Raw genomic sequence first — 17,349 nt, 5'->3', positions numbered from 1 at the left:
CGTGACTCCTGCGAGAAAGGGAAATCCGTTCTCCGCGGGCACCCGCGCAGGTCACCGCGCTGGTCGGCCGGGACCGGCCGGCTGGCGGGTGCGGCGGGTCTGCGCCCACACCGCGAAGCAGACCAGTGCCGCGAAGCACGGCACCATCACCAGGCCGTACACCAGCAGGAAGCCGTCGGTGCCCAGTCCGGCCGCCGCGTTCCACACCCCGTGTAGGCCCATCGCCAGCAGCAGGCCCGCCGGGGCGCCGAGCCGGGCCGCCCAGCGGCGGCCGGTGGTCAGCGTCACCGCGAGGCCTATGCCGGCCAGCGCGGTGAACAGCGGATGCGCGAACGGTGACAGCAGGGCCCGCAGGACGAAGGTGTGCACCGTCCCGTCGAAGTCCCGCAGGCTCGGTGGGCGGCCCAGGCCGATCGCGTCCAGCCGGGCCTGCCGGTCCGCGGTGAACGCCCGCCCCAGGTAGAGCGCGTTCTCGGTGAACGCGAAGCCGGACGCCGTGACCCCGCCCAGGACCGCCCCCGCCGCCAGGGTGCGCGGGTGCGAACGGGCCCGCAGTCGCCAGGCCGGCGCGGGCCGGAACAGTGCCACCGCCCGCTCGGGGTCGTCGTGCCGGTGCCACAGCAGGCGTCGCAGCCGTCCGCACGGGCGGCCCGGTTCGCACTGGTGCCGCCGCCGCAACGGCAGCAGCAGCATCAGCAGCGCCGAGCTCTTCGCCACCTCTTCGATCAGCGGCGTCGCGAACTCCGCGCCCCAGGTCTCCCCGCGCGCGCCCCGGTGGGCGATCAGGAAGTCGCTCGCCCAGCCGTTCGCCATGATCGCCACCGTGGTTGCCGCGCAGGCCCCCCAGGCCAGGCAGAACAGGGTGTGCCGGATCGGCACCCGCGCGGTCTGGTTCAGCCACGCCAGCGCCCCCAGTACGAACGGCAACGGCAGCAACGCCAGCCCGAGACCCACCAGCAACCCGGCCGTCCCCGTCTGACGCTGCACCAGATGCAGGATCAGCACCCCGGACCCGGCCAGCGCCAGCGCCGCCACCGCCGAGGACGCGGCCGGCCGGCGCATCGGCCACAACCGGCGCACCACCGACGGCGCGACCCGGATCACCCGGCCACCACGCTGCCCCGGGATCCGCCCCACCGCCGACAGGTACACCCGCACCCGGTGCGCCCCCGACTCCGGGAACGCCCGAGCGCCGTCCCGGGAAGGCGGCAGATCGGCGGCCATGGCGGCGACCCCTACAGGCAGGCTGGGGGAGGCCTTGCCGCCGGGCGGACTGCTCACCTGCAGAAGCGTAGGCGAATCCTCCACTCCGGCGGGAGTGGGGAGCACAATCCGTACGGCCGGGGTGACAGGCCGTCAGCAAGGCGAAGCGGCGGACGCCGCTTCGGTGTTGTTCCTACCCGTGATGTCGCGGGGGAGAACGCGCCCGCCGTCGTCAGCTCTCGTAGTGGTAGCGGCACTGCGCGATCAGAATCGAATCGTCGGTGGCCTTGTAGATCAGGCGGTGCTCGTCGTTGATCCGCCGCGACCAGTACCCCTGGAAACCGTGCTTCAGGGGCTCCGGCTTGCCGATTCCCTCATTGCCGTGGCGGGCGACATCAGCAATGAGGGCGTTGATCCGCTTGAGAATCCTGCGGTCCTGGACCTGCCACCACAGGTAGTCCTCCCAGGCGCGGGAGGCGAAGATGATCTTCACTCGGGATCCGCCAGCTCCCGTACGCTCCCGCCGCCGTTCTCCAGCTCCTCGATGGAGGCCAGCAGGCGCCGTGCGTTCGCGGGGCTGCGCAGCAGGTAGGCCGTCTCCTTCAAGGACTCGTAGTCCTCGAGCGAAACGATGACGACCGGCTCGTGCCCGGCGCGGGTGATCACTATCTCCTCGCGGTCGTCGACGACGGCATTGAGCACCTCGGCATACCGGGCGCGGGACTCCGAGTACGACATGGTCTTCACGGTCCACCTCCTGCGTACAGAAAATTGTACGCAGGATGCCCAGGGCCCTCAAGCTTCATTCCCCCGCAGGGGCGATCCGGCGGGCCGCGCAGCGGGCTAGCGGCGGCGGAACAGCAGGTCGTGCACCGCGTGGCCCTTGGCCAGGCCGGCCCGTTCGAACTTGGTCACCGGACGCCAGTCGGGGCGCGGAGCGTAGCCCGGGACGGTGCCCGCGGGGTGCTCGTCCGGCTCCAGCCACGGCGAACCGTCGCCCTCCGGGTGCAGGTTCTCCAGCTCCGGCGAGGCCTCCAGTACGGCCAGCATCTGCTCGGCGTACGGCTCCCAGTCGGTCGCGCAGTGCACCAGCGCGCCCGGGGCGAGGCGGGGCAGCACCAGCTCCAGGAACGACTCCTGGATCAGCCGGCGCTTGTGGTGCTTCGGCTTCGGCCACGGGTCCGGGAAGTACACCCGCAGGCCCGCCAGCGACGCGTCCGGCAGCATGTCGCGCAGCAGGATGACCGCGTCGCCCGCCGCGAGGCGGACGTTCTCCGAACCGTCGCGCTCCAGGAACTGCAGCAGGTTGCCGTGGCCCGGGGTGTGGACGTCCGCCGCGAGGATCCCGGACGTGGGGTCGGCCGCCGCCATCGCGGCCGTGGTGTCGCCCATTCCGAAGCCGATCTCCAGCGTCACCGGACGGCCGTCGAACATCGCCGGCAGGTCCATCGGGGTGCCGTCGATGGCGTGGCCGAAACGCTCCCAGCCGCGGTCCAGCGCACCCGCCTGCGCCTTGGTCATCCGACCACGACGCGGCTGGAAACTGCGGATCCGCTGCTCACGGTGCTGGGCCTCGGTGGCCTTGTGCGGGTACATCGGCGCGGGGTACGCCGCCGGGGCGGCGGACAGCCGGGCCGACGCGGGCAACTGGGGGCTGGGGGCGGAGGAAGTCACAATCACACGAGTCTACGGGAGCTCGAAAATCGGGTGATCGGGCACGTGCGGGTGCGAACCCGGGGGCGCGGGGAGACTTGCGCGAGCTGGCGGGCGACCAATCAGGGGCGCGGGGAACTGCGCGCAGCGGAAGGCGCCCAACCTCAAGCTCGCGTTCACCCGGCTGCGGCCATGGCCCGGCGGGCCACCTCCCGCCCGATCGCCAGTGACGCCGTCGCCGCCGGCGAGGGTGCGTTGAGGACGTGGACGAGGCGGCCGGTGCCGGCGAAGGCGAAGTCGTCGAGGAGGGTGCCGTCGCGGGCGACGGCCTGGGCGCGGACGCCGGCGGGGGCGGGGCGGAGGTCGGATTCGGTGATGGTGGGGAGGAGGCGGCGGACGGCGGCGGTGAAGGCGCGTTTGGAGAGGGAGCGGTGGAGTTCGCCGAGTTCGTAGCGCCAGTGCCGGCGGGCGATCGTCCAGGCGCCGGGGAAGCGGACCGTCCCGGCCAGGTCGCGGAGGCTGATGGTGTGCCAGTCGTAGCCTTCCCGGGCCAGCGCGGGGACGGCGTTCGGGCCGACGTGGACGTCGCCGTGGATGCCGCGGGTGAGGTGGACGCCGAGGAACGGGAACGCCGGGTCGGGGACGGGGTAGACCAGGCCGCGGACCAATGACCGGCGGGCGGGCGTGAGTTCGTAGTACTCGCCGCGGAACGGGACGATCCGCAGGCCGGGGTCGTCGCCGGCCAGCCGGGCGATCCGGTCGCTGTGCAGTCCGGCGCAGTTGACCAGCACCGCGCAGCGGATTTCGCCGGTGGGCGTGGTGACGGTGACCCCGTCGGCGCGCCGGGCGATGTCCAGGACGGGGGTGGCGAGCCGCAGTTCGGCGCCGCGTTCGCCGGCGAGGGCGGCGTACCGGCGGGCCACGGCGGTGTAGTCGCAGATGCCGGTGGTGGCGAGGTGCAGGCCGGCGATGCCGGTGACCTCGGGTTCGTGGTCGCGGATGCCGGCCGGGTCGAGTTCTCGCAGCGGGATGCCGTTGGCCCGCCCGCGTTCGGCGAGGGCGGCGAGGCGGGGGAGTTCGGACGGGTCGGTGGCGACGACGAGTTTGCCGGTGACTTCGTGGGCGACGCCCTGCTCGCGGCAGAACTCGACCATCTCGCGGGCGCCTTCGGTGGCGTAGCGGGCCTTCAGCGAGCCGGGCCGGTAGTAGACGCCGCTGTGGATGACGCCGCTGTTGCGTCCGGTCTGGTGGGTGGCGAGGGCGCTCTCCTTCTCCAGCACCATGACGGAGGTGCCGGCCCGGGTGAGCGCGTACGCGGTGGACAGGCCGACGATGCCGCCGCCGACCACCAGGACCTTGACGTCGTGCTTCAACCCCGTGCCCTTCAGCCGCTGGTGAGGACCAGACGGGCGCGTTCGGTGAGCTCCTTGACCCGCTGCTCGTTCTGGTAGGGCTCCAGGCGGCGCAGCAGCTCGACGACGTACTCGCGGCTGCGGTGCGAGGAGATCCGCCCGGCGACCTCGACGGCGCGTTCGCCGGCGGCGACGGCGGCGTCCAGGTCGCCGGCTTCGGCCTCGGCCATCGCGGAGACGATCAGCCGCAGGCCGTGCGAGCGGACGAAGCCCTCGGTCGGGCGGGCCAGCGCCTCGCGGGTGAAGTGCCGGACCTTGGACGGCACTCCGAGGTCGCGGAAGCACTCGGCGGCGTCGGCGGCGAGGCGGTCGTAGGCGTAGAAGTCGATCCAGGTCGGGTCGTGGTCGCCGGGGCGGGCCCGGTCCAGGGCGGCTTCGGCGGCGGACAGCGCGGTGCTGCAGGCGGGGGCGTTGCCGGCTTTGGCGTGGGCGCGGGCCTCGACCAGGTGGAAGAAGCTCATGGTGCGTGCCGTGGCCAGGCCCCGGTTGCGTTCCAGGGCGGCCTGGGCGAGGTCGACGGCCTCGTCGGGGAAGGAACGGTAGGACGCCTGCAGGCTCATCGAGGCCAGCACGTACCCGCCGAGCGGCACGTCGCCGGCGGCCCGGGCCAGGCGCAGCGCCTGGATGTAGTAGCGCTGGGCGGCCTCGTGCTGGCCGGTGTCGAAGGCCATCCACCCGGCCAGCCTGGTCAGTTCGGCGGTGGCGCCGAACAGCGCCCGGCCCACCGCGTCGCTGTACGAGGCGAGCAGCAGTGGGGCGGCCTCCACCCGCAGGCACTCCGGGACCATCGAGGAACGCCAGTCGCCGCCGCCGTACTTGGAGTCCCAGCGGCGGGCCTCCTGGGCGGCCTCGCGGAGCTTGGTGGCGTCCGCGTGCCCGGCCCGGTAGCCGGACAGGTCGGGGGCGGACTCCCGGGCCACCGAACCGTCGGCGGGCGTGATCAGCCATCGGGAGACGGGGGTGGCGTACGCGGCGACCGAGAAGGTGCCGGCCAGGCTGTCGCTCCACCGGCCGCCGCCAGGGCCGCGCCGCAGGTCCAGGTCGACGCGCCAGAGCTCGGTGGCGGAGCGGACCGCCTCGGGGACTTCGCGCGGGAATTCCAGCCCGAGTTCGGGCGTGGGGTGCGAGTCGGCGAGGCCGATCTCCTCCAGCGGCACCGGGCGGCCGAGCTTGTTGCCGAGCGCGGTGGCGATCAGGTGCGGCACCGGGCGCTGCGGCACCATTCCCTTGGTCACCCAGCGGGCCACCGAGGTCTTGTCGTAGCGCAGGGTCAGGCCGCGCTGCGCGCCGAGGTCGTTGACCCGGCGGGCGAGCCCGGCGTTGCTGATCTGGGCGAGCGCGAGGAGGGCGCCGAGCCGGTCGTTCGGCCCTCGTGAGCTGACGGTCATGGTGGCGGTGGCACCCCCTGGCGACGTCGTGCGCGGATGGCGGCGAGTCGCGACGGCAGCAGCACGCCACCGGACTGCTTGCACCTAGCGTAGTCGCCCGCGTTCCCACGGTTAAGAGGTCGCATTCCGGTTGGCGGGAACGCGCTGATGCCACGCTCGCCGACCTGACGCCCCCGGAGCGAGGGGCCGGCACCTGCCGCACAACCGTGCTCCCGTCCCGTGCCCGTGTGCGCCATCCGTGCTCCCTGGCCGCATCGGCAGGTGGGCGATTCGCTGGTGCCTGTGGATCGGCCCGCCGTCGAGGACCCGGCGGGCCGGGGGAAACGCTGCCTCAATCCCCGCGGGCAGCGGCGCGTCCGGGAGGGCATGCGGATGCCCTCCCGGCTCGTGCGATGCCTTTCGGCCAAACTCGGCCGCTTTCGCAGCGTCCACGGACCACTTCCGCGCCGTGCTGTCCGGCCACCGGCCGCTCCCCGGGCGGGAGTTCGAGGACCCGCACGGCCCGGGCCCCGGAGGGGGTGGCCCGGTCCGTGCGCCCCGCCGCGCAAGCCTGGCCCGATTTGGCCCCACCGATGGCACGATGTCTCCTGACGGTGCGCCAATTCCCCACACATCATCGGATGTTCGCCGCGCGCCGAAGGCACGACGGAGGCGCGATGCGGTGGCTCACCGGCTGGAGCGGCCCGACCGCCGACCCGGCGCTCGCCGCGGTCCGGCCGATCGCCGGCACCCTGCTCTGGAGCGGCCCCGACCCGCTCTGGGCCGTCGGCGACTGGCGCCCCGACGAACTGCGCCTCGCCGTGCTCCGCCCCGGCGCCCCCGCCACGGTCCGCGGCGGACTCGACCCGCGCGACCCCACCGACCGCGCCGACCAGGACACCCCCGCCACCCTGCGCCTCGCCGTCGCCGGCCGCTGCGGCGCCACCGACCGCGAACTCGCCGACGGCCTGGCCGCCGCCCGCGGCGGCGCGCTGCGCCACCTCACCCACTGGCCCGGCAGCTACACCGTCGTGCTGCGGGCCGGCACCCGCTCCACCGTGCTGCTCACCGACCTGGCCGGCGTCCAGCCGGTCTTCCACACCCCGTTCGCCGGCGGCACCGCCTACGCCACCGCCGCACTGCCGCTGGCCGACCTGGTCGGCGCACCCCTGGACGCCGGCCACCTCGCCGCCCGCCTCGCCACCCCCGAGACACCCGAGGCGCTCGGCGACCGCACCCCCTTCCGGGGCGTCCGCCGGGTGCCGCCCGGCCACGCCCTCGGCATCCGCGGCGGCCGCGCCCACCACACCGCGCACCCCGACGAGCCCGCCGAGGCCCGGGCCGAGGCGCCCGCCGTCCGCGAACTCACCCGCGCCCTGCTGGAAGCCGTCCGCTGCCGGGTCCGCGCCACCGCCCCCGGCGACCGGCCCCGGCTCGGCGTCGACCTGTCCTACGGCACCGCGTCCGCCACCGTCGCGCTGCTCGCCGCCGCCGTCCCGCTGACCACCTGCCCGCACCCCGGCGCCGCGCTCGAACGGCCCGCCGCCCGCACCGGCGCCGTCCGGGGCTCCTGGGCCCGCGGCGGCGCCGGCGAACGGCCCGAACCCGAGACGCTCCCGGCCGTCACCCTCGGCGACGCCGACGGCCTCGCGCTCGCCGTGCACGCACCCCGACTGCGCCACCTCGTCGTCCCGCCCGTCCTCCCGTACGCCGGACTGGACGGGCCCGGCGGCCCGCTCACCGACGAACCCGGCCCCGCACTGCTGGTCGCCGCCCGGCACACCGCCGCGCACCGGGCCGGCGGCGCCGACCACCTCACCGGCCACGGCGCCCGGCAGGTCCTCGACGGCCACCCCGCCCGACTCGCCGACCTGATCCGGGCCGGCCGCCCGCTCCACCTGCTCCCCCCGATCGCCGCCCTGGCCGGCGCCGACCGCGCCACCGCCGGCACCCTCACCGCCACCCTGCACACCCCCGTCACCGTGCTGCGCGCCGCCCGCCGCCTCGCCCGCACCCGCTACGCCGACGCCCTCGACGACCTCGCACTGCGCCTGCGACTCCGGCACGAACCGGGCGAGGCAGGCACCATGGGCCGCGCGATGGCCGCCGAACTGACCTGGCACCGGACCGGCCCGGCCGCCCACCTGCTGGCCGACGAACCCCTCGCCGCGCTCGCCCAGCACCTGCGCACCGCCGCCCGCGACGGCGCCCCCACCGAACCGCCCGGCGCCCGCCGGGCCCGGCTCGCCCTGCACCGGCAGGCCGCCCACTACCGCACCCTGGTGCACGCCACCGAACAGCACGGCCAGCGCCTGCACGCGCCGTTCCTCGACAACCAGGTGGTCCGCGCCGCCCGCCTGCTCCCCGACGAGATCCGGCTGCAACCCGGCGCCCGGCCCGCCCTGCTGGCCGCCGTGCTGGCCGGCGCCGGCCGCACCGACCTGCCCGCCGACTGGGGCCGCACCAACGGACCCGACCCGCACACCGCCGCCCGGAACGGCATCCGGGCCGCCGCCCCCGCGCTCGCCGAACTGCTCGACCGCCCGCTGCTCGGCGAGGCCGGACTGATCGACACCCCCGCCGTCCGCAAGACCCTCGCCGCCGCCACCGACCCCGCGCAGGACGCCCCGCCCGCCACCCTCGCCGCGCTCGGCGAGCTGATCGCCGTCGAACTCTGGCTGCGCCGCCTCGCCGCCCGCCGCCCCGGCTCGGCCTGGACCGGCCTGCCAGCCCCGCGCCGCACCGCCCTGGAGCGCTGAGCGTGCCTGCCCGGCCCGGGCCGGTCCGCCGGATAGCTTCGGGGCCATGACCCTCCCCGTCAGCACCGAGGCCCCGCCGCCCGGCGCCGCGATCCTCACCGCCTGCGACGGCTCCGACGCCTCGCTCTGGGCGCTCGACCGGGCGATGACCGAGGCCGAGGCACACCACCTGCCGCTGCACGTGCTCGCCGTGGTCAACCCCTCGCCCACCGGCTGGGCGCCGGGCATGGCCGACCTGGTCCAGGAGAGCGTCCAGCGCCTCACCGCGAGCATGTCGGACGGCCTGCGCCGCGCCGTCGACACCGTCCAGGCCGCCCGCCCCCGCCCGTACGCCGGGCCGCTCACCCTGCACGTGCTGCTCGGCAACGTGGTGGACGTGCTGCTCCGGGCCGCGGACGGGCGGCACACCCTGGTGCTCGGCACCCGCGGCAACGGCGGCTTCTCCCGGCTGCTGCTCGGTTCGGTCAGCACCGCCGCCGTGCACCACGCCGGCTGCCCCGTGCTGGTGGTCCCGGCGCCCGCCGAGGACGCCTGACCAGGAATGACCGCCGGTGGTTGAGCGTTCATCTTCCTGTTGGAGGCCACCCGGCCGCCGCGAACCACCCCGACAGGAGCCCGCCCCGCCATGAAGGTCGAAATCTACTCGGACATCGCCTGCCCCTGGTGCTACGTCGGCAAGCGGCGCTTCGAGCAGGCACTCGAGCGCTTCGAGGGCAAGGACGGCGTCGAGGTGGTCTACCGCCCCTACCAGCTCGTCCCCGACGCCCCCGAGCAGGCCCGCCCGCACCGCGAATGGCTCGCCGAGCGCTACGGGCCGCAGTCCCTCGCCATGGACGCCCGGATCACCGAGGTCGGTAAGACCCTCGGCATCGACTACGACTTCGACGCCGCGCTCGAGGTCAACACCCTCCGCGCCCACCGCCTGCTGCACCTCGCCGAGACCGAGTACGGCCCCGCCGTGCAGGCCGCCCTCAAGGAGCGCCTGCTGAAGGCGCACTTCTCCGAGGGCGTGAACGTCGGCGACGTCGAGGCGCTGGCCGGCCTCGCCGCCGAGACCGGCATCGACCGCGAGCGCGCCGCCGCCTACCTGGCCGGCGACGAGGGCGAGGCCGAGACGCTCGCGCAGCTTGCCGAGGCCCGCGCCATCGGCGTCACCGCCGTCCCCACCTTCGTCTTCGAGGGCCAGTGGGCCGTCCAGGGCGGCCAGGAGGCCGACACCTTCCTCCAGGTGCTGCGCCAGGTCGAGGCCGAGACCTCCCGGCAGCTCACCCCGATCGTCCCGGACGGGGAGACCTGCGCGGACGGCAGCTGCCAGATCTGAGGCCCGCTGACGTACCTGGGCGCCCAGCAGGGCCTGGCCGGGCGCCCGGTACGTCAGCAGCTGAGACTGGCCTGCGCCCAGTCCGCCAGGTCGATCACCGGGACGGAACCGCGGGCCGTGGTCACCACCAGCCGGATCGAGGACTGGCCGGTCAGTTCGGCGTGCACCGCGACCGGATCGTCGTTCGCGGACAACTCGCCGGAACTCCACAGCACTTCACCGTTGTCGCCCTGCACCGCGAAGATCACCCGCCCGTAGGTCACTCCGAAGTCGTCCAGCCCGGCGACGGCGTCGAACGACCGGCAGCTGCGGTTCAGGTCGATGGTCACCCGGGACGGCACCTGGACCGCCAGCACGTGCCGGTAGAAGTCGCCCTGCATCCACGCCCCGGACCGCTGCATGGCGGACCCGGCGCCGCGGATGGTCGGGGTGCCCGGGGTGCGGTGCCCGCGGTTCAGCGGCAGCTCGTCCAGCCAGAACCGGCTGACCGTGCTGGTGCTCGGACTCGGCGAGGGGCTCGGGGGCGGGCTCGACGGCGCCTGGACCGGCGGCTCCGGGCTCGGCGCCTGGGACTGCGGGGCGGACGGCTCCGGGCTCGGCGACTGCGAAGGCGTCGAACCGGTCTTCGGCGTCGGACTCGGAGTCTGCGACGGCGACTGGGACGACGACGGTGACGACGGCGATGACGTCGGTGCGGCGGGCGTCGGCTTCGGCGCGGCCGCCTGCGGCACCGGCGTCGGGGCGTCCGGCACCGCGCTGATCGGCGGCGGCGCGGCCACCGGCGGTGTCGGCTCCGGCGAACCGGTGAGCGCGTACGCGGCGACGGCCACCGCCACCATGGCGATGCCCGCGGCGATCCCGGCCTTCGCGGCCGTGCCGAGCCCCTGCCCGGCCGCCGCGGTCGCCCCGCCACCACCGGACGACCCGCCCGCCGCCGTACCGCCGCCCGCCGCGGCTGCACCGCCGGCGACCGCGCCCGTGACGGCGGCCCCGGCACCGGCCGCGGCCACCGCGGCCGTGAACCAGCCGGCGCCGACCCAGAGCAGCGCGCCCCCGGGCAGCACCGCCCGCAGACTGTGGTTGATGTCGGCCAGCTCCAGGTACGCGGCCGTGCAGCGGGTGCAGTCCTGGACGTGCTTGCCGACCTCCGCCGACGCCCGCTTGCGCAGCGAGCCGCGGGCGTACGCGCCCAGCCGGTTCGCGTACCCGGCGCAGCCCGACTCCTGACTGCCCGACACGTGCGCCTGCAGGAACGCGGCGGCCAGCCGGTCCCGGGCCCGGTGGGCCTGCACGGCCGTCGCGTTGGCGGTCTTGCCGAGCATCACCGCCACCGTCTTCGGCGACTCCCGCTCGACCTCGGTGTGCCAGAGCACCACCCGGTCGTCCTCCGGGAGTTCGGCGTACGCCCGCATCACCATGCGCTGATCGGCCAGCGCCAGCGCCCAGGCGTCCGCGCCCGGGTCGGCCAGGTCGAACTCGATGGTGGCGGCGGACGCCTCGGCGAACGTCGAGAAGTCGTCCACCAGTTGCTCGCGCCGGTCCGAACGCATCCAGGCCGCCGCGACGTTGCGCACCGCCGTCAGCAGGTAGGCGCGGACCGCGAACTCCGGCCCCTTGCCCGCCTTCAACGCCTGCAGGGTGCGGGCGAACACCTCGCCCGCGAGGTCCTCGGCGGTGAAACTGTCCCGGCAGCACGTCCGGGCGTAGCGGCGCACCGCGTCCGCGTGCCGGCGGTAGATCTCCTCGTACGCGGCGTCGTCGCCGGCCCGCACCCGGGCGGTCAACTCGGCGTCCGAGGCCGGGCGTTCACCGTCCACCGGATCGGCCGGCGGGGGCACCGCGGCGCGCACCGCGAACTCCTCGGTGATGAACGCCTCCGGGCTGACCCCGCCCTGCCCGGCGGGGGCCTGGCCCGGCACCCGGCCGGTCAACGACTCCCGGGCGGGGCTGCCCGCCTGGTCCGGGACCTGCGCGGCACCCAGCCCGAAACCGAACTCCCCGCCCTCGCCCTGCTCCTCGGGATTCACCTGGCACCGCCCGCCCGCACGGCGCGCGACCCGGGCCGCCCCTCGAACTCGACGGCGGGCACGGTACGCAACGGGACAATGGCTCCAACCACGGGCAAAGCATGGCATGGTGCGGCGACCACCGGTAGCCGCCCGGTGCCGCACCCACTCTTCCGTGCCGCCGCTCGCCGAAGTGTTCGGAGATCGACGGCGCAAGCACCGCGCGTACCCGGACAGTTCCGCGCGCCGCCCGCGCCGGGCGGCGCCCCGTCACTCGAACGATGCGTCACCGGCCCGGCCGCCGATTCCACGGCCCCCGGTGCCGGTTCAGGCCGCGCGCAGACCCTGCAACAGGAGCTGGAGCAGCCGGCCCCCGGCACCACCCTCACCGCCGTCCCCGGCCTCGAACGCCGCCGACGCGTGCACCGGCACCGCCGCCGTCAGCACCAGCACCACATCGGACACCGTCACCCCCGGCCGCAACTCGCCCGCCGCACCCGCCCGGGCCACCAGCGCCGCCAGCAACTGCAGCAGCAGCCGCGGATCCGCACTCGACTCACCCTCGGCCACTCCGCCGAACGCCCGCAGCTCGGCACCGCGCTGCTCCGGCACCCGGCCGATCTCCTCGGCATAGCGGAACGCCTCCGGCGGCAGCAGCCGGCCCGCACCCGAGGACGCGGCCCGCTGCAGGAATCCGGCCAGCGCGTCCCACGGACCGTTCAACCCGCCGTACAGCGACTCCCGGGCCTGCGCCGTCAGCCACGACACCTCCTCGGCGGCGATCCGCTGGACCAGCACCTCCTTGCTGGGGAAACGCCGGTACACCGTGCCGACACCAACCCCGGCCCGGCGCGCGACCTCCTCCATCGGCGCCCCGTACCCGAGCTCGCCGAACACCTCACGGGCAGCCCGCAGCACACTCTCCAGGTTCCGCCGGGCATCCACCCGCAAGCGCGAACCCGCACCCCGCGGCTCGCCCGGGCGCTCACCCGGGCGCTCACTCGGACGTTCACTGGGCGGGAACGCGTACTGCTCCCGCGCACCCGGCCCGCGCTGCTCCGGCACCACATCCACCGCGGTCCTCCCGAACGCGCCACTTGGCGACCGCTCGGCCAACTGTTCCTGCTCCGACATGCCAACCTCCCCCGAGGCACCCCGTCCCGGGCACCCGAACGGTCACTGCGCCCCCTGGTGTGCGCTGCCGACACCGGTCGGTCCGACGTCCGCGCACTACCTTCCCCGGATGGCTCCCGGGCAGTCGCACCGACGCCACCGGGCTCGCAGGTACATGGACCGGCACCATCGGCGGTCCGAACCACAATCCGACCATAGTTCAAGGAAGTTCGCCGCAGAAGTGGACCACCCGCCACCCCGAACGGCCCGATCTCGCCCCCACTCCGGACAAATCCCCCCAGCGTCGCCCATCGGCCCACGTGAGGCCCATCACATCCGGTCGGCGACACTCCTCTGCCCCGACTCGCCCTCCTTTGCCAGGTCTTGACGAGCCATCAGCGCCCTCGGATCGCTCCCGCCCCGGCTCCGAGCCGGTCGAACGTACACGTTTCCGCCTGCCGAACGACCGTTCCTCGCTAGCGTGATCAACGCACTCGCACAACAACCACACAAATTTGCCGGCCACATGGGGGGTCATGATGCGGCAAGCAGAACCCGGGGGAAACGGGGGAAACGGATTCACCGTTTCCCCCGACGAGTTGGAACATTCCGGCCGGACGGCCCAACAGACCGCCGAGGCCATCCCCGGCGAGACCGGCGGCGTCCTCGCGGCCTCCGACAGCGCCGAGAGCGGCCTCCGCGGCTGGCAGACCGGCAGCGAACTCAACTCCTGCACCGACGAGTGGAAGCGCCTGCTCGACAACCTCTCCCGGGAGATGGACTCCCAGGGCGACAAGCTGATCCGCACCGCCGTCACCCGCGACGACACCGCCCGTCGGGTAGGGGCCACCATGCCGGACGGCGCTCGGATCTTTGTGACGATCGAACCGCACGGGAACACCCACCTCGATGCCACGGTCGATCCAGTGAAGGACCCCGGAACCTTCACTCTGTTCAACGACGAGCAGACCCCTCGTCCATCCTCTGCCGCAACTCCCGCCGGCCGGCAGGACGACCCGTACTGGTCGCACTGACCGTCGCCCAACCCCCGTGCCGCCCCCGCCAGTTGCTCGATCGGGGCGGTACGGCGCGTTTCGGGGCCGCTTTCCGGACCGGATTCGGGCCGATCCGGCCCGGAGTGTGGACAAGAACCCTCCGGTGGGTGCGTCATAGGGGGAACGTGAAACGGGTCACAGCCCGAGGGCCGGCCGGAGGTGCCCCATTCGGATCCTGATCATCGGCGGCGGCTGCGCCGGACTGAGCACCGCGCTGCGCCTCCAGCAGTTGCTGCGACCGCAGTTGAGGGACCGCCGGATCGACATCACGATCGTCGAACCGCAGCCGTACCTCACCTTCCAGCCGCTGCTGGCCGAGGTCGCCGCCGGCTCCATCGACCCCCGCCACGTGGTCGTCCCGCTGCGCACCGCGCTGCCCGACTGCCGGGTGCTCACGGCCCGCGTCACCAGGATCGACCACGCCGTCCGCACTGCCTGGGTGGATGCGGCGCCGCGCGGCGAGCTCCGGCTGCCCACGGAAGTTCCGTACGACGTCCTGGTGATGGCCCCGGGTGCGGTCTCCCGCACCGCCCCCGTGCCCGGCCTCGCCGACCACGGCATGGGCTTCGCGACTGTCGGCGAGGCGGTCGCGCTGCGCAACCACGTCCTGGAGCAGCTCGACCTGGCCTCCTCCACCCGCGACCCGGCACTCCGGCAGGCCGCCCTCACTTTTGTCTTCGTCGGCGCGGGCTACGCGGGCGTCGGGGCCCTGGCCGAATTGGAGGACATGGCCCGCACCGCCACCAAGGGCTTCCACAACCTCACCCCGGAGGACCTGCGCTGGGTACTGGTCGAGGCCAGGGACCGCATTCTCAATGAGGAGATCCCGGAACTCGCCACCCATACCCTCGCCGAACTCCGCGAACGCAATATCGACATCCGGCTCTCCACCACCCTGGAATCCGCCGTCGATCAGGTCATGGTGCTCTCCGACGGCGGGCGCTTCGCCGCCCGCACCCTGGTGTGGACGGCCGGCATTCGTCCCGCCCCGGTGCTCGCCCTCACCGACCTCCCGCTCGACCACGCGGGCCGGATCACCTGCCTGCCCACCCTCCGGATCGCCAACCCCGACGGCACCGCCCTGACCGGCGCCTGGGCGGCCGGTGACTGCGCCGCCGTCCCCGACCAGGCCGGCCAGACCTGCGCCCCCAACGCCCAGCACGCCCTCGCCCAGGCCAAACTCCTCGCCGAGAACCTCGCCGCCGAGCTCGCCGGTCAGCCCCTCACCGACTACCGGCCGGGCGACCCCGCCTGCTCCACCTCGCTCGGCCTGCGCCGGGCCGTCGCCCACACCCGACGCGGTGCCCGCCTCACCGGCCGCCGCGCCTGGTGGCTGCACCGCGCCCGCCAGCTGCGCCGCCTGCCCAGTCGGGAGCGCCGGATCAGGGTCCTGATGGACTGGCTGTTCGGCGGCCTGTTCCCGCGCGAGGTGGTCGCGCTCGGCGCCATCGAGCATCCCCGTGCCGAGTTCGAGTCCGGTTTCACCACCGGCCCCGGTACGTCCGGCCCCGGCAGCTGACAGATCCCGTCACCCGCGCTACGGCCCGCACGGAAGCACACCTCGGCGCACGCCCGCCGGAACGCGCCGCATCGGGGGCTCGACTTCCGGAATCACCCCGGAGCCTGACAGGATCGACCCCGCCCACCCATCACGCCTTGTGCTGGTTCACGCACACAAGGTGATGATCACACCGCAATCGACCCGCAGAGCAGGCACACCCCACATCAGTTCCCCCCAAGTCCCCCAGTTCCCCCGAGGAAGCGGCCGACGTTGAACCTCATGCGCTGGAGCGCCCGGCTCACCGGAGCCGCCAGGCGGACGCCCCCCACCACCGCGGACGAACCCGTCACCGTCCCCGGCCAGCGCGACCGCGCCGCCTCCGGCCCCGACCTCCGCGACCCCGAACAGCTCTACGACCTCCGCGACGTCCTGCATCGCCTGCCCGCCCCCGTCGCCCTCACCCACGGCCCGCAGCACTCGCTCGGCTACGCCAACCGCGCCTACCGCGACCTGTTCGGCCCCCGCACCCCCGGCCGCCCCGCCGCCGAAGCCCTCCCCGAAATCACCGCGCTCGGCGTGCTCCCCCTGCTCGACCAGGTCCTGCGCAGCGGCCGCCCCCGCAGCGTCAAGGCCCGGTGCATCCTCGGCCTCGGCGGCAACCGCTACTACAACATCGCCTGCGTCCCGCTCGGCCCCGACGAACACAGCACCCCCGCCGGCGTCCTGATCTTCGCCACCGAAGTCACCGACCAGGTCCAGGCCGCCGGCCGCCTCCGCGACGCCGAACGCCGCCAACGCGAAGCCGCCGTCACCCTCCAGCACAGCCTGCTCCCGCAGAAACTCGAACAGCCCGCCGACCTCCACGTCGCCGCCACTTACCAACCCGGCGGAGCCGAAGCAGCCGTCGGCGGCGACTGGTACGACGTCATCGGCCTCGGCGGCGGACGCACCGCCCTCGTCATCGGCGACGTCATGGGCCGCGGTCTGCGCGCCGCCGCCGTCATGGGCCAGCTCCGTACCGCCGTCCGCGCCTACGCGCGCCTCGACCTCCCGCCGCACGAAGTAATGACCCTGCTCGACGGCCTCGCCATGGAGATCGACGCCAACCAGATCGCCACCTGCACCTATGCCGTCTGGGACCCAGCCACCACCACACTCGTCTACGCCTCCGCCGGCCACCTCCCCCTCCTCCTCCGCGCCCCCGACGGCACAGTCCTGCGCGGCGAGGAACAGAACGGCCCACCCCTCGGCACCGGCGGCGCCGGCCACCTCTCCCACACCCTCCGCCTGCTCCCCGGCACCACCGGCGTCCTCTACACCGACGGCCTGGTCGAACGCCGCGACCAGGACATCGACCAGGGCATCGACCACCTCGCCCACACCCTCACCGGTTCCGTCGCCACCCCCGACATCGTCTGCTCCCGCCTCCTGCGCGCCCTCGGCGTCTCGGCGGAACACGACGACGACGTCGCCGTCCTGGTCTTCCAGGTGGCACTTCCCGGCACCACTTGATGCCGGGTCCGAAGGTGTGTAGAGTTCTCCGAGTTGCCTGACAGGGAGCACCGAGCACGCGTCTGCGTGGACGGTCCCGGGGCGGCCAATCCCTGAGAACCACCCAGTTGATCCGTGACGGTCGCGTCCTTTTCGCGTCTCCGTTCGTATTTGCTGTGCGCGATTTCGGAGATTGCGGCGGATTCGCTTTTCGGAGCGGGGATCGGCTAGAGTTTGAAACGTCGGAACGGCCGCGAGGCAGGGAAGACAAACAGCAAGTCGGATCGAAACTCCGGAAAACGGAGCGGAAAACATCTGATAAGCTGAGAACACGAAAGAACGAAGCGCCCGGAGGGCCCGCAGGAATGCGGCTCGAAGGAAGTGTCCGTTCCTTGAGAACTCAACAGCGTGCCAAAAGTCAACGCCAGATATGTTGACATCCCCGGCCGGTCCTACTGGATCGGTTGG

General features: G+C 74.0%; 13 protein-coding genes and 1 pseudogene. 6 read left to right on the top strand and 8 right to left on the bottom strand.

The features are described 5' to 3' along the window. Positions 1–51: 51 nt before the first annotated feature. The 6 genes from ACFYST_RS30140 to ACFYST_RS30115 all read right to left on the bottom strand — a co-directional run bounded on the left by ACFYST_RS30140 (position 52) and on the right by ACFYST_RS30115 (position 5,656). The gene (locus tag ACFYST_RS30140) at positions 52–1,281 is read right to left on the bottom strand and encodes a PrsW family intramembrane metalloprotease (protein ID WP_387640642.1); all 1,230 of its coding nucleotides are present in this window, start codon (positions 1,279–1,281) and stop codon (positions 52–54) included. 154 nt (positions 1,282–1,435) lie between these two features. Further along, on the bottom strand, positions 1,436–1,696 hold the full coding sequence (locus ACFYST_RS30135) for a Txe/YoeB family addiction module toxin (protein WP_387640645.1): 261 nt from the start codon (positions 1,694–1,696) through the stop codon (positions 1,436–1,438). Further along, entirely contained in the window at positions 1,693–1,950 is a 258-nt protein-coding gene (locus ACFYST_RS30130) for a type II toxin-antitoxin system Phd/YefM family antitoxin (RefSeq protein WP_387640647.1), read from the bottom strand. The genes ACFYST_RS30135 and ACFYST_RS30130 overlap by 4 nt, the downstream gene beginning before the upstream one ends. A gap of 96 nt (positions 1,951–2,046) precedes the next feature. Further along, positions 2,047–2,877, bottom strand: coding sequence for a tRNA (guanosine(46)-N7)-methyltransferase TrmB (gene trmB, locus ACFYST_RS30125; RefSeq protein ID WP_387866893.1), 831 nt, complete (start codon positions 2,875–2,877; stop codon positions 2,047–2,049). A 155-nt stretch (positions 2,878–3,032) separates the two neighbouring features. After that, entirely contained in the window at positions 3,033–4,229 is a 1,197-nt protein-coding gene (lhgO, locus tag ACFYST_RS30120; RefSeq protein ID WP_387866890.1) for an L-2-hydroxyglutarate oxidase, read from the bottom strand. Between the two features lie 11 nt (positions 4,230–4,240). Beyond that, positions 4,241–5,656 carry an MFS transporter gene (locus ACFYST_RS30115; protein ID WP_387640655.1) on the bottom strand — a complete coding sequence of 472 codons (1,416 nt, stop codon included), beginning with the start codon at positions 5,654–5,656 and terminating at the stop codon, positions 4,241–4,243. A gap of 656 nt (positions 5,657–6,312) precedes the next feature. On the opposite strand from ACFYST_RS30115, the gene ACFYST_RS30110 reads away from it, so the two are divergent. From ACFYST_RS30110 to ACFYST_RS30100, 3 genes are all read left to right on the top strand, one after another. Next, positions 6,313–8,394 carry an asparagine synthase-related protein gene (locus ACFYST_RS30110; protein ID WP_387866888.1) on the top strand — a complete coding sequence of 694 codons (2,082 nt, stop codon included), beginning with the start codon at positions 6,313–6,315 and terminating at the stop codon, positions 8,392–8,394. 46 nt (positions 8,395–8,440) lie between these two features. Then, positions 8,441–8,929, top strand: coding sequence for a universal stress protein (locus ACFYST_RS30105; RefSeq protein WP_387640661.1), 489 nt, complete (start codon positions 8,441–8,443; stop codon positions 8,927–8,929). Between the two features lie 90 nt (positions 8,930–9,019). Next, the gene (locus ACFYST_RS30100) at positions 9,020–9,715 is read left to right on the top strand and encodes a DsbA family oxidoreductase (protein WP_387640664.1); all 696 of its coding nucleotides are present in this window, start codon (positions 9,020–9,022) and stop codon (positions 9,713–9,715) included. A gap of 53 nt (positions 9,716–9,768) precedes the next feature. Here the strand turns inward: ACFYST_RS30100 and ACFYST_RS30095 are convergent, their stop codons facing one another. After that, entirely contained in the window at positions 9,769–11,742 is a 1,974-nt protein-coding gene (locus ACFYST_RS30095) for a sigma-70 family RNA polymerase sigma factor (RefSeq protein WP_387866886.1), read from the bottom strand. 306 nt (positions 11,743–12,048) lie between these two features. Then, a complete protein-coding gene (locus ACFYST_RS30090) occupies positions 12,049–12,855 on the bottom strand; it encodes a TetR/AcrR family transcriptional regulator (RefSeq protein ID WP_387866883.1) in 807 nt (268 codons plus the stop codon). A 578-nt stretch (positions 12,856–13,433) separates the two neighbouring features. Between ACFYST_RS30090 and ACFYST_RS30085 the strand changes: the two genes are divergently transcribed. From ACFYST_RS30085 to ACFYST_RS30075, 3 genes and pseudogenes are all read left to right on the top strand, one after another. Further along, on the top strand, positions 13,434–13,868 hold the full coding sequence (locus ACFYST_RS30085; protein WP_387866880.1) for a hypothetical protein: 435 nt from the start codon (positions 13,434–13,436) through the stop codon (positions 13,866–13,868). Between the two features lie 250 nt (positions 13,869–14,118). Next, complete coding sequence (locus ACFYST_RS30080; protein WP_387866878.1) at positions 14,119–15,408, top strand: NAD(P)/FAD-dependent oxidoreductase; 1,290 nt, start codon at positions 14,119–14,121, stop codon at positions 15,406–15,408. Positions 15,409–15,660: 252 nt separating this feature from the next. Then, positions 15,661–16,878 (top strand): annotated as a pseudogene (locus ACFYST_RS30075) (PP2C family protein-serine/threonine phosphatase); the annotation flags it as partial. Between the last annotated feature and the right edge of the window lie 471 nt (positions 16,879–17,349).

This window comes from Kitasatospora sp. NPDC004614 (assembly GCF_042873675.1).
GTDB lineage: Bacteria > Actinomycetota > Actinomycetes > Streptomycetales > Streptomycetaceae > Kitasatospora.
The sequence above is the reverse complement of the archived record's forward strand: the minus strand, read 5'-3'. Positions and strand labels throughout refer to the sequence as shown.